Annotated in this window: 12 protein-coding genes; 4 read left to right on the top strand and 8 right to left on the bottom strand. The window is 51.9% G+C overall.

The window, feature by feature from the left end; genetic code table 11:
* Positions 1 to 100: 100 nt before the first annotated feature.
* Positions 101 to 928, bottom strand: coding sequence for an SMP-30/gluconolactonase/LRE family protein (locus tag EL645_RS34885; protein WP_126557777.1), 828 nt, complete (start codon positions 926 to 928; stop codon positions 101 to 103).
* Positions 929 to 1,467: 539 nt separating this feature from the next.
* Here EL645_RS34885 and EL645_RS34880 point away from each other — a divergent pair.
* The gene (locus EL645_RS34880; protein WP_126557032.1) at positions 1,468 to 2,310 is read left to right on the top strand and encodes an SGNH/GDSL hydrolase family protein; all 843 of its coding nucleotides are present in this window, start codon (positions 1,468 to 1,470) and stop codon (positions 2,308 to 2,310) included.
* Positions 2,311 to 2,479: 169 nt separating this feature from the next.
* On the opposite strand, the gene EL645_RS34875 is transcribed toward EL645_RS34880, so the two are convergent.
* The 5 genes from EL645_RS34875 to EL645_RS34855 are packed head-to-tail and all read right to left on the bottom strand — an operon-like array spanning position 2,480 to position 7,865.
* The gene (locus EL645_RS34875; RefSeq protein ID WP_126557031.1) at positions 2,480 to 3,502 is read right to left on the bottom strand and encodes a tagatose 1,6-diphosphate aldolase; all 1,023 of its coding nucleotides are present in this window, start codon (positions 3,500 to 3,502) and stop codon (positions 2,480 to 2,482) included.
* Positions 3,503 to 3,543: 41 nt separating this feature from the next.
* On the bottom strand, positions 3,544 to 4,479 hold the full coding sequence (locus EL645_RS34870) for a 1-phosphofructokinase family hexose kinase (protein WP_126557030.1): 936 nt from the start codon (positions 4,477 to 4,479) through the stop codon (positions 3,544 to 3,546).
* A gap of 3 nt (positions 4,480 to 4,482) precedes the next feature.
* Complete coding sequence (locus tag EL645_RS34865) at positions 4,483 to 5,574, bottom strand: SIS domain-containing protein (RefSeq protein WP_126557029.1); 1,092 nt, start codon at positions 5,572 to 5,574, stop codon at positions 4,483 to 4,485.
* Positions 5,528 to 6,601: an ROK family protein gene (locus EL645_RS34860; protein WP_126557028.1), complete on the bottom strand. Its 1,074-nt coding sequence runs from the start codon at positions 6,599 to 6,601 to the stop codon at positions 5,528 to 5,530. Before EL645_RS34860 ends, EL645_RS34865 begins: the two co-directional genes overlap by 47 nt.
* A 19-nt stretch (positions 6,602 to 6,620) precedes the next feature.
* The gene (locus tag EL645_RS34855) at positions 6,621 to 7,865 is read right to left on the bottom strand and encodes a Gfo/Idh/MocA family oxidoreductase (RefSeq protein WP_126557027.1); all 1,245 of its coding nucleotides are present in this window, start codon (positions 7,863 to 7,865) and stop codon (positions 6,621 to 6,623) included.
* Positions 7,866 to 8,264: 399 nt separating this feature from the next.
* Here EL645_RS34855 and EL645_RS34850 point away from each other — a divergent pair, with 399 nt between their 5' ends.
* Positions 8,265 to 9,041 (top strand): DeoR/GlpR family DNA-binding transcription regulator, encoded by a 777-nt coding sequence (locus EL645_RS34850; RefSeq protein ID WP_126557026.1) that lies wholly within the window; start codon positions 8,265 to 8,267, stop codon positions 9,039 to 9,041.
* A 208-nt stretch (positions 9,042 to 9,249) separates the two neighbouring features.
* Here EL645_RS34850 and EL645_RS34845 read toward each other — a convergent pair whose 3' ends face one another.
* Positions 9,250 to 9,588, bottom strand: coding sequence for an ArsR/SmtB family transcription factor (locus EL645_RS34845; protein WP_126557025.1), 339 nt, complete (start codon positions 9,586 to 9,588; stop codon positions 9,250 to 9,252).
* Positions 9,589 to 9,905: 317 nt separating this feature from the next.
* Between EL645_RS34845 and EL645_RS34840 the strand changes: the two genes are divergently transcribed.
* A complete protein-coding gene (locus EL645_RS34840) occupies positions 9,906 to 10,979 on the top strand; it encodes a hypothetical protein (protein ID WP_126557024.1) in 1,074 nt (357 codons plus the stop codon).
* A 242-nt stretch (positions 10,980 to 11,221) separates the two neighbouring features.
* Here the strand turns inward: EL645_RS34840 and EL645_RS34835 are convergent, their stop codons facing one another.
* Entirely contained in the window at positions 11,222 to 11,854 is a 633-nt protein-coding gene (locus EL645_RS34835; RefSeq protein WP_126557023.1) for a CGNR zinc finger domain-containing protein, read from the bottom strand.
* 106 nt (positions 11,855 to 11,960) lie between these two features.
* Here EL645_RS34835 and EL645_RS34830 point away from each other — a divergent pair, with 106 nt between their 5' ends.
* Positions 11,961 to 13,118 (top strand): epoxide hydrolase family protein, encoded by a 1,158-nt coding sequence (locus EL645_RS34830; protein WP_126557022.1) that lies wholly within the window; start codon positions 11,961 to 11,963, stop codon positions 13,116 to 13,118.
* Positions 13,119 to 13,150: the final 32 nt, after the last annotated feature.

Below are 13,150 nucleotides of genomic sequence, written 5' to 3'. Positions count from 1 at the left end.
GTTCATCTGACATCTCGCCGTCTGTGCGGCAGGAGGCCCCATCATGAGCTTTCCCTAGAATTGCTTCATTCTAGTGAGGTCGCACCGCTCCGCTCTTCGTCTAAGGCCATCCGATACCTGGTATGGACACATGGGTGATGAGGACCTGACCCGTGCGTGCCTGGTCTGCCATGTGCTCAAAACCACGCCACTCGGCTGCCAGCATGAATAGCGTTTGCTTATTTTCTCCTCCAAGCATGCACGCAAAGCAGCCACGGTCGAGATGGATCGTCTGCAAGACCTCTCCACCTTCTCTCACACGCACGCAACACTTGTTCGGGACATCTCCGTACCAAACGGCTCCTTTAGCGTCGAGACAGATGCCGTCCGGGGCTGCTCCTTCGAGCGCAGCCCAGACGCGCCGATTCGACAGGCTGCCGTCGTCATCAATATCGAAGGCCGTGAGTCGGTTTCCGTGAGACTCAGCGACGATTAGCGTCACGTTATCGGGTGTTACGGCCATCCCATTGGGGAATGCGATGTCGTCAGCCACCTGGCGCACCGATCCATCGGGTGTGACCAGCGCAATGATGCCGGGAGCATCAAAGTCGCCGCCATTGATGTAGATGTTGCCGCGACCATCTACAACGATCTCGTTCCAGGTGCCAGCAAGCTCGCGCAGGTCGGCATGGGTCACCAACTCCCTGTCGGGCTCCCTGCGCAAAAGAAGTCCTTCGCGCCCTGAGACAACGAGCAGGCGACCATCGGGCAACCAGTCGATGCAAAAGGGAATGGTGGTCGGAACACGAAGCATGACTTCGCTCTTGCCCTCCAGATCGACGGCCCTGACCTCCTGGGTACCCCAGTTAGAGAACCACAAACGGCCCTCATGCCATCGTGGCGACTCACCAAACGCAAGACCAGCCAACAAGGTTTGCAATTCAGACATGTGAAGGCTCCTTTTATTCACCAGACCACAGTATAGCTGTTTTCCGGTTTCTATTTGCATTTTGCAAGTAGAAACAGTATACAAAAATTCGCTCAAAAAAACTTCTTCCACCTTGCTCTCATAGGAACATGACCTGGCTTCAATGGAAGCATGAAGCCAGCTTCACCAGATCCCACACCGAGCATAATGCTTCTCGCGTCGAACACATCAAACGCCGCATGCCTGAGAACTGACATGAATGAAATATCAAATATAACATATTTTGGTAGTTTAATTATGCTTATAATTATTTACATCTTATTTAAATTAAATTACTTAAATATACATTACTACAGTATAATATAAGCCTATGGTTATGTATAATAAAAATTATAATTATACTCTTTTGTATTTTTAGATACGTTATAAACTTGTAATTCTACTCTTTTACGTTTATACTATGAAGTGGATGCGTACATTTCTCTTCTCTCTAGAGTTATTGCCACTTGTATAATCTTCATTTAAGTGCCAGATCGGTATATCTTTTCAAGGAGGAAAATATGCTCAAAGGCATGATGAAGCCTCTTATCCGCATCGTTGCGCCAGCCGTTTTCGTATTAAGCCTGCTTTTACTCCCAACCCCCTCAGCATTTGCCGCCACCCATGCTACGACACAGCCAGCCCTCGTTGGCCCCAAAGCCAATTATCTGGCAGTTGGTGATTCTCTCGCTTATGGATTTCAGCCCGATTTAGACTTCAGTCATGGCTATGCTGACGACTTTTACGCGAATCTCAAGAGCCATGGTACGACAGGGTATGCAAATATGGCTTGCCCTGGTGAGACCACGACATCGATGATTTATGGAGATTGCTCAGTATCATTTCTGCGCAAATTCCCCTACATCGGTTCTCAACTGAATGCCGCAGTCTTGTATCTCAAATTCCTGGCGGGCCGCGTAAGCCCGGTAACGCTGGATATCGGGGCCAACGACATGCGTCCTGATATCAACACATCGACTTGTACGCTCAGCTCGACGTGGAATAGCGATCTGGCGCGAATGGATACAAATCTGAGGCAGGTTATCTTGCCGAAGCTGGCCGCCGCCATGACAGTGCACGGACAGCGTAGTGGTGACTTGTTTCTGATGAACTATTACGATCCCTATCAGAATATCTGCCCGACGATGGTGCCATATGCGCTGGAGATCAACCAGCACCTGGCAGCGGATGCCAGCGGCTATGCGACCGTCGTCGATGTGTTTACTCCTTTCGGCGGTACTGCAACCCCCAATCCTAATATTTGTAGCTATACATGGATGTGTAGCATATTCAAGGATATTCACGCGAAAGCGGCTGGCTACAGGGTCATCGCCAACGCCTTTGAACAGACCGCCGGTTATTAGAAGTTGTGCCACGTAATCTGGTCGCGTAGAAATATAAGCATCTAGCCAGGCGCGGCCCGGTCAGGCCAACGAGAAGTGGCCTACGTATCCAACCGGGTCGCGCCATCGGTCTCACCTTAAATGATCCTCTATAAATCCACGCACCCATAGAGTGCTTTTTCTAGTGTGCTTATTTATCTATCACCTCAATAGCATCTATGCCTCCATAGATGGTGTACCAGGGCTGCGCGCACACGGCCAGCACATTATCAAGGGATTGGATGTTCCGCACGCCCTGGTCCAGCAACCACTCTTCTAGCGCGGACTCACCATCATGCACAAAGACAGGAATACCTCCCTTCCAGGTGGCACGGCCACAAAGAACGCCGCTAAACGGTACGTTCGCTTCTGCGGCCAGTTCCAGTGTCTCGCGGAACACGGCATCATCGACGCCGCCGCTTAAATAGATAAAGGGGATCTTCACAGCAGCGGCGGCGGCCTGAAAATGCTCTATCGCGGCTGTACGTTCATAAGCCACCTCGCTACCTTTGTACGCCAGGCTCCCGACCAGATAGGTGCAGTTGATGGGAACCTCAACCTTGAGCATATCAATACCGTAGCGGGGTTGCGAAAACTCCTCCATAATGGACCGTACATAACCTGGCTTCAGACGCGCGAACTCGAGGCTCTTCTCCTGATAGACATTGTCATAGGCAAGCGGTTCGAGGAAAAAAGGGATATCCAGGGCTTTGCATTCATCACCCACGCGCTCGACAAATGCGCGCTTGATATCATTGATCCAGGCTTCGTCGGCGGGATTATAATAGAGTAAAATCTTGACGACGTTTGTGCCAGCCTCTATCAGTCGCCGTGCGCTCCATTGCGGAAGCAAGCGAGGAAGACGCCCCACTGCGTTCGCATCGTAGCCGGTCACTTCATAGGAGAGCAGCGCTCCACAACCCGAAGCTCGTTCACCCAAGGCCGCTAAACCATATTCGGGGTCCAGGAGAACAGCGCTTGCGTAACGTGTCAGTACCTGTACTACCTTGCTCTTAAACGTCGAGATGGTGGCTGCTGTTCCATATCCTTCCTTTAAGCTATTGATACTCTTCTTGAGAGAGCCGCGCTGATCCATAGCGACGGCGGCAATGATGCCTTTGTCATTGGCGCAGGCTTTGATGTTCTCAAATTTACCACGACTGATCTGCACCATTGTTTTTTTATCCTTCTTTCTTCAAGCCAAAAAATTGGTGTCTATTCAGAGATGCTTCGGATTTGGGGCAGGATTTTGGCGATTTGCTGCTGTGTAAAACGTCCGGCTCCAAGCTGTAAGGTGTTGGCAACGCCGGCGGCAGCTCCAAGGCGAGCAGCTTGCGCCAGTGGCTGCCCACGGACGAGGTCAGCGACGATGCCTGCTAGCAGGCTATCGCCACTACCAGTGGAACAGATAGCGGGAACGCTGGGACAAGACCAGCCAAAGCTCTGCTTAGCGTGTGAACGGCCAACTACACCGGCTTTGCCTAGCGTGATTACGACCGCTTGCGCTCCAAGTCTCTGTAATGCTGCGGCGGCCTCTAAGGCTGCTCCTGGCGTATCGATACGTAGCCCGGTCGCTTCCGCAGCTTCAAACTGGTTAATCTTTAGGAGCGCTGGTTCCAAGGCTAGCGCTGCAGGAAGCTGAGCGCCATGCGTATCCAACAAGACAGGGACGCTATGCATCTTTGCTTGCTGCAATAGCGCGACCAAACCATCCTCTGGTGTTCCCGGTGGGAAGCTCCCGTTAATTACCAGAAACTGCGCCTTTGAGAGTAGCAGGCCAACACGATGCACAAGCGCATACCATTCATCAGGTGTCACAGCCACTCCCTGCTCATAGATCTCTGTCAATCTATAGTCCGCTGCAGGATCAACAATTGTCAGACAGGTACGAAGCTCTGCCTCCACTTTCTGCGCATCAACGATCAAACCCTCTTGCGCGGCCAGAGCAAGCAACTGCTGTCCCGCATGGCCTCCAATTGGACCAACTACTGTCGTCTGCACACCAAGTGTTCGTAGCGCCCTGGCAAAGTTAAAGCCTTTTCCTCCGGCCAGGGTCATCACCTCTTTGGCGCGATGTATCTTCCCAATGGTAAAATCCGGCAATACCATTGTCTTGTCCAGAGCGGGATTAGGAACGACAGTAACGATCATGCGTTATTTCTCCCCATCCAGCACAACGACAGCGGTCAGATTATGCGGGGAGTCAGGTGTCTGGCCGTTCGCACGTGCCCGGTAGTACCCCATCAGTTGCAAGAACGGCAGATACAGGACACCGCGATTCGCTGCCAGCAATCCAGAATTAAAGCTCACCGCGAAATCGACATCTGTTGTGGGCACATCTTGTTCAGAGAGGGCCAGTGTCTGACCACCCAGGGCACGCATCTCGCGCAGCACGGTGAGCTCGTGGTCCCGAGCCTCATCTGACAGTAAACCCACCACCAGCGTATGCTCGTTAACCATCGACATTGGTCCGTGGCGGAACTCCATAAAATGAAAGGCTTCGGAGACGGAGAGGGACATCTCTTTCATCTTCAAGTTCACTTCAGAGGCCAGGCCATATTGCAAACCAGAACCTAGAAAATAGAAGCGTTCAATCTGTTTGTCCCCACCCAGACGTTGCGCCAGGTCATGATATGCAGCGATTAGTTGCTCTCCCAGGAGCGGCAATGTTTGCATGTGCTCGAATTGGGGCTCGTGGGCCAGGGCAATGGCGGCCTGAGCAGCGACCAGCATGGCACTGAAGGAGCGCGTCTGTACCACACTCTGTTCCTGCCCTTCATCTATTATCAGCGCCAGGTCGCTCAAGCCCACCAGTTCCGCCTCGGGATAGCACCCAATAGTGATCACCGGTCCGTTGTACTGTTTCTTAAATGCCTGTGTAGCGCGTATGGTCTCAGTCGTGTGGCCTGAGCGCGAGATCGCCAACAACAACGGGTTACTGCCAGGTAGCACAACGGTGGTAGGAAAAAATAACAATTCAGAGGCTGGCACTGCGTGGGCACGTACCCCAAGCTGTTGTTGCAAGAGGGGCGCCACAGCTTGCGAGAGATAATATGTTGAACCACAGCCTGTGACCAGTACCTCAGAGAACTGATCTGCCTTCCAGAGCGCCTGGATGACATCCTTCTTTGCCGCTATCACCTCCAATGCCGCCATCCAGGCTGTGGATTGGGTCAAAATTTCATGCAGTGTATGTGATTCATAGCCACCGGGGATAGAAGTAATTAATTGTTCTATATTGCTCATAAGCACAAGCTCCTTGTTTCTTCCTTTTGTCTTGCGCGACCAACGCTGCTGCACCTACAATTGCAGCGTCGCGTTGCATGTTAGTAACCTGGATCGCCTCGGTACTGAGCATCGCCCGACCAACTGGAGATTGCCCTAACAGGTGAGCAATCCTGGCCTGTATGGCTATCAGCAATGGGCTTTGCTCGATGGCCAGGCCACCGCCAATGACGACAAGTTGCGGATCAAAGGTCATCACCAGCAGGTAGATGCCATATGCAATATGCTCGCCCGCCTCGCGCAAAATTTGTAGTGACAGCGCGTCATTAGCGCTGGCCGCCGCAAAGATATGCTCGGAGCGGATGATCTCATGTTGTCGTTGATAGGTTTGTAGCTGCGTTGCCTTCCCTTCCGCGATAGCATTCTGGGCGGCCAACGCCAGGGCGGGCCCGGCGGCGAGTGCTTCCAGGCAACCGCGCGCCCCACAGCGGCAAACAGGACCATCGGGCATCACCACCAGATGCCCGATCTCGCCCGCCATACCATGCGCCCCACGATAGAGCCAGCCATCAATAATCGCTCTGGCTGCCACGCCCGTCCCCAGGCTAAGGTACACCATGTTCTGCAACCCTTTTCCAGCGCCATAAATGCTCTCGCCCAGCGTCGCGGCGCTAACATCGTTATCGATAGCGCAAGGAACACCAAGCTCCTGCTCAAGCCAGCGCTGAACCGCTACATTTTGCCAGCCCAGGTTGACCGAGAGCAGGCATACCCCCTGCTCTGGATCAACCATACCGGGAATACCCAGCCCAACAGCTTTGACGCGCGCGAGTGGAGTCCCGGCCGCCTCAAGCGTGGACCTGATCGCGCATGCGATAGATTGCAAGGTATGCTCAACATCGCTGGTATCGGTCGGAATCTGTATACGACCCTCGACCTGACCATTCGTATCCACGATACCGGCAGCAATCTTGGTTCCCCCTACATCCACGCCAATCATCAATGCATCGGGCTCACGCGCTTCGTTAACCCGCTGTACTTGCTGCATATATCTTCCCCGCTACGTTCTATACTGCAACACCACGCTTTTCGCGGCGCGCCTGCTCAGCAGCGAAAACGGTCAGGTGGGTCTCTAACGATTCCGCCGAGCCAGAAAGGATCTTGCTGGGATCACGCTGGTCAACGGCCGCCACAAAACTTTGCATCAATTTATAATCACCTCCACCATGTCCACTCGCCTCATCCAAACGCTCAATCTCATATTCACGGGTCTCTTCGGTCAAAAAATCATAGTGCACAATCTTATGTCCATTGCCGCGTATCTCGCCTCGAGTACCGAAAATGATCGTCTCGCGATCGCGGGTCTCGCTGGTGGCGATCATGGTAAACGAGGCGGTCGCGCCATTCTCATACTCTAAATTGACCACCTGGTGATCGACCACATCGTTATCGCTCTCATAGACACAGCGTCCATAGGGACCGTTGCGTAGTGCCTCCAATACACCTGCTTCAGAGAAATCGGTCGTAATAACATCTAAAGGCCAGCTTTGACTTCCTCCTTGTAAGCGTTTGAGGTAAAAGCGCTTCGCTGAATAGGGACATTGATTCTCGTACGCGCAGTCCAGACAACGTTTCGCATCCCCGGCGGCAGCTGGCTTCTGTTCTTTTCTAAAGTGCAGCAAGGAGCCAAAGGAGGAGACCTGCACACAGCGCTGGCCTATGATATAGCGTAGCCAATCGATATCGTGGCAGGACTTTGCCAGCAGCATAAATGAAGACCTGGATTCGTTGCTCCAGTTACCACGCACAAATGAGTGCGCATAATGCCAGTAGCCAACTGGTTCCAGGTGCTGAACGCTCACGATATCGCCGATCAAACCTGACATGAGCAGGGCTTTTAAACGCTGCGTATAGGCCGTGTAGCGCATTACATGTCCCACTGCAAAGATGCTCTTGTTCACCTGCACCGCCTCAACGATGCTGCGGCAACTATCCGCATCGGGCGCCAGAGGCTTCTCCAGTAGAATGTCATAGCCTTGATTGGCGAAGGCAACGGCGGGGTCCCTATGCAACACATCCGGTGTGGCAATCACGACCGCGTCAGCAAATTTAGGTCGCTCAGCCAGCTGCTGCCAATCGGCAACAACATTTTCCGGCGCAATATGATGCTCTGCGGCCAGGTGCGTGCGGTAATAATCACGTGGATCCGCCACACCTACCACCTGTGCCTGGTCAGGATGTTGTTGAGCATATCCAGCATACGTCTTTCCTCTACTACCAGCGCCAATAATTAGCAGTGTGACAGGTTTCATCAAGATTTCCTTTCTTGTAACAGCCAGATCCAAATTAAGATACTCTTTATCCTTTTGTACCGGTAATTGCGATCCCTTCGATAACCCGAAAATAAATATCGATCAAATTCAATCATAAAAGAACAATTATTGATCATTTATTTTCGAAAATACCATTTAAATTCCTGATTGTCAAGCCTCTTGCACAAATTCAATCAATTTTAATCATAACCTTGACATAAAGTTATTTTCTACCCTATAATCACAATCAAATGCGATCATTAAAACGATCAGTATCGAGATGGCTATATATAAGCATCTCTTTGTATGCTCTTCACATAGATACGTGAGGATTATTTGTAAGCGAGTAGTGGAGTCTTTGAGAGGAGAACTACAACTGGTGGAAAGAAGAGTATTGAAATGGGTGCAGAGATGCAACTAACGACTGAGAGACTCCAACAAATTGAGCTTATCCTCCAGGAACGTCAGCATATCCGTGTGACAGAATTGAGCGAACAGTTGGGCGTAAGTGAGCCCACCATTCGTCGCGACCTTAAAAAGCTGGAGTCGATAGGCCGGGTGCGCCGTGAGCATGGCGGCGTAAGTGTGGCCACCTCGACGACTACGGAGCCACCGATCTTACAACGCGTGACCGAAAATATCGATGAAAAACGCCGCATCGGGCAGATGGCCGCGTCGTTGATTCAGGATGGCGAGACTATATTTCTTGGCTCCGGCACAACCACCCTTGAGGTTGCACGCCATCTTTACAACAAGAAGAACCTGACTGTCATCACTAATGCACTTAATGTAGCCCATCAACTCGCCGGCAATGAAAACATTACCTTAATCATAACCGGTGGCGTGATCCGGCATTCAGAACTCTCCATGATCGGTCATATTGTCGAACAGACCCTCAAGGATTTACGCGCCGATAAAGCCATCATCTCAATGCGCGCCATTAGCCTGCAGGATGGCTTAACCAATGTCGATCCACTGGAAACAAACACTGATCGTGTCATCATTCAGTGCGCACGCAAGGTCATCCTTGTCGCCGACCATAACAAATTCGATAAGGTTGCCACAGGTGTTGTTGCCCCTATCACGGCCGTGCACACCATCGTAACCGACGACCAAACGCCGCTTTCGACAGTCCAGAACCTGCGCGAGTTAGGACTTGAGGTCCATCTAGCCTGAAACTTGATGGCCGTTTCCCGGAGTGGTCATTCCCAATCAAGCCTATCACAATATCTGTCGCGCTGAGCTCGATCTTAGCTGTTCCTCCACGTATAAATATACATAGAAATTACCAGATCTCTCCCATACCAATTTCGAGCCGACAGGTCAGACACTTGAGATTAGCGTCCTGATGGTGTCAGGGAGCAGGGGAGGAATCATCAGCGACTTACTCCTCCTCCGACGTAGTTAGCAGGTAGTTTTCCAGAGAATCAAATTGCACTTCCCAGAATTGTCTGTAGTGCTCAAGCCAGGCGGCCGCCTCTTTCATGGGACTGGCAGCCAGGCGAAAGCGGTGCGTTCGCCCGTCCTTCCGGTGCAGGATAAGATCTGCGTTTTCTAGCACACGTAAATGCTTGGAGATCGCCGGAACGGAGATGGAGAATGGCTGTGCCAGTTCCGTTCCAGAAGCTTCTCCATGCGCCAGGCGTTCCAAAATTGCCCGCCGTGTGGGGTCAGCGAGTGCAAAAAAGACGGTATTGAGTTGCTCTGATGAATCATTAACCATACAGTTAATTATATGAAGATCCTGGATCGTTGTCAAAGGTCCGCTGGTATGCATCTCTATTGAAGATTTTGTCGCTCCCCTGCAGGCAAAGCCGTATGACGTATTTCACTCTCTAAACATGATGATTATAATATTTTTTATGCAAATGCCAGAGTATACTTTATATGTGGGGTTGAGATGGGGAAAAATAAAAAAATTACTAAAAGCTGCTTTAATATCGAAAATCGACTCCTTCGATACCACACGACTTTATAGAAAACGGGGGTGCTTGCGTATGTAAGCACCTGAAAAGTTCGTTTCGGCAAAGGAGATAAACCATGTTTCATCGGCATCAAAAGACTACCCGACTGTTTGTCGCTACTGCGCTCATTGGCTTTTTCCTACTTGTAATGACTGCCTGCAGTGGCGGTACATTGAATACCCCGTCAGCAACATTGCTCGGCTCTACATCATTCCTCAGTAATGTGCTGAATGCCTCCTCTTCTCACCCAGGATATCAGTCACACCAGACTTATCAGTTTTTGACCTTGAACAACCAGAACGACCCAACCTTTAATCAGTTGCTCGGCATCAACAAACACGGCGTGATCGCTGGCTACTTCGGTAGCGGCCTGGTCGTCAATGGTACCCTCCACCCTAATAAAGGCTACACCCTTTCCAAGCCATATGGACAGAACAACTATACTAACGAGAACTTCCCTGGTTCCGTCCAAACCCAGGTCACAGCTATTAATAACGACGGTGTCACTGCTGGCTTCTGGGTCGATGGCAATGGCAACAATTTCGGTTTTGTCGATCAAAATGGAACCTTCACATCCTTCAGAGACCCTAATACAGGCACCTTCAATGGCGTACAGGTCAATCAGTTGCTCGGCATTAACCAGAAAAAGGTAGCTGTTGGCTTCTATACAGACAATGCTGGCAATAATCATGGCTACAAGCTCGATGTGAATCAAGGCACATTCACCGAGATCCCAACTATGGGCATCCCGAATGCGGTGAGTTTGATGGCAACCGGCATTAATAACAATGGCGACATCGTCGGGACCGTAACAGATAATGCTGGCGTCATGCACGGTTTCCTGTTGCGAGGCACCAGTATCAAACTGTTTAATGCAGTCGGCGTTTCAAACATCACCAACACGACCTTCCTGGGCGTCAACTCCTCCGACCAGATCGTCGGAACGTACACGGTCGGCTCAGGCACCACAGCCGTGATGCACGGTTTCCTGTTATCCAATCCCTTGCATCATCCTCAGTGGCAGACCATCGACGACCCCAATGGAATTGGCACCACCACCATCAATGGCCTCAATGACAACGCAGACCTGGTCGGCTTCTATGTCGATACCGCGGGCAATACCGACGGCTTTCTCGCTCGAAAATACTAAACACATTAGCTCCACTCTCCCAACTGACAACCGCGGCAATGGTCGCCAGTGAGAGTTGAGCCTTCTCCACCTTTGGGCCCTCCTATCATTGGACTATCACCCCCTGGTGGAAGCAAGAACGGATGTGCCGCTGGCGGTCTGGCTGCCAGCGGCACATCCGTTCTCTTTCGCTTCGGCTACCCCGACTACCAGGGACCAATGTAAAAGTCATAGTAGAAGGGAGGAGATAAGAATGAAAAGTCTTATCCCCTCTCTTGCTCACGTCGTCTTTGACGATGCCTGCGGACTTTGGCGAGATTCCCGCAGCCGGTTGGACTACACCAGCGGCGGCGATGGTTTTTTGTGTTATCGAGAAAGAGCCAGTTACAGGTGGGGCTGGCGCACTCTCGGACAAACTGGCATTCTGGCGCTGTGAGCAGCGTGGCAGCCGAGCGTGCAAGGCTACTGAGCATGCGAGAAAACCCCTGCTGCTCAGCGGGCCACTGCCAGGTGAAACCATCAGGGTGAGCGATCAAGTGCCCTCCCACAAGCGCCCACCCCAGTTCGGTGTTAAGAGTGAAGAGATCTGATCCATCCGGTTGGTCTCCCCTGGTGAGCGAGGAGAAGAGACCGTAGATAGCTTCTCTGAGCTTGTGAGCACGAGCAAGCACTACCTCAGCCTCGCCTGGCTCTCGCCCGGTTTCGCTTTGCAGCAAGGCAGCCTGGTCTGCTGTGATGATCCCTGCCTGCAAGCTCCAGCTTACAAGGTCGTGATAGGTTAGTAAATGCTCTCGCGTTCCGCTCCCACGTGCCCCGCCGAGGGTATTGGCGAAGTCCAGGCACAGATTTCCGCCAGTGAATTCAAAGACAGTGCTGACCATTTCATGCACACTCATATGTAACCTTCTAATTGAATTTGACAAGTTACCACTCAGGATTGTACAATGTAACTGGTTATTTCATAATAAGAGGTTACACCTATCTGTCAAGGGAGGGTGCACTATGCAGAAATACCCATTCAGGATCGCTATTCCACAGGCAGTCCTTGATGATCTCAAGATGCGTCTGGAGCATACTCGCTGGCCCGATGAGATTGAGAACGCGGGCTGGGACTATGGTGCGAACCGGAAGTATTTGCGCTCGCTTGTAAACTACTGGCAGTACGAGTTTGACTGGCGGGTGCAGGAAGCGCAGCTCAACCAGTGGGCGCACTTTCGTGCTGATATAAGTGGCCTGAGCATTCATTTTATTTATGAGCGGGGACACGGTCCCAAGCCTCTGCCGCTGATCATCACCCACGGCTGGCCCGGCTCATTCTTTGAGATGTATAAACTGCTGCCCCTGCTGACCAACCCGGCGGCACATGGTAGCGATCCCGCTGATGCCTTCGACGTGATTGTGCCCTCTCTACCGGGTTTCGGCTTCTCCGACCGCCCCGGTACTCGCGGCATATCAAACATCCAGGTCGCTGAGTTGTGGGCGAGCCTGATGAAGGATGTGCTGGGTTATGTACGCTTCGCAGCTGCGGGTGGAGACATCGGTGCTGGTGTGACGCAACGCCTCGCGCTGAAATACCCGGAGCGACTCATTGGCATGCACCTGAACTACCTGGGCACTTCCACCATCCCCATAGATCCAACCGAGCTATCGGACGCGGAGAAGCAATACCTGCGCGAGATCGAGCAGTGGTCCATGAACGAGGGTGCATACTCGAAACTGCATGCCACAAAACCTCAGACGCTAGCATATGCTCTGAACGATTCACCTGTCGGGCTGGCAGCATGGATTGTGGAAAAGTTTCGCGCGTGGAGCGATTGTGAGGGCGAGGTTGAGCGGCGCTTCAGCAAGGATGAACTGCTCACCAATATTATGCTCTACTGGGCGACTGAAACCATCTCTTCCTCGATTCGCATCTACTACGAAAACACCCATGCCCTGTCGCCCCTGAAACCTGGACAACATATCGAGGTCCCCGCCGGGATCGCATGCTTCCCCAAAGAGATCAGTCAGCCACCGCGCGAGTGGGCAGAGCGCACGTTACGCGTGCATCGCTGGACACAGATGCCAAGTGGCGGTCACTTTGCCGCGTTGGAGGAACCAGCCTTACTGGCCGAGGAGTTGCGAGCCTTCTTCCGTCCTTTTCGTGGTAACGTTGTTTAAACTAAAAACCTGCCAATGACACTATTGTTGAC

Source organism: Dictyobacter kobayashii (assembly GCF_003967555.1).
Classification (GTDB): domain Bacteria; phylum Chloroflexota; class Ktedonobacteria; order Ktedonobacterales; family Ktedonobacteraceae; genus Dictyobacter; species Dictyobacter kobayashii.
The sequence above is the reverse complement of the archived record's forward strand: the minus strand, read 5'-3'. Positions and strand labels throughout refer to the sequence as shown.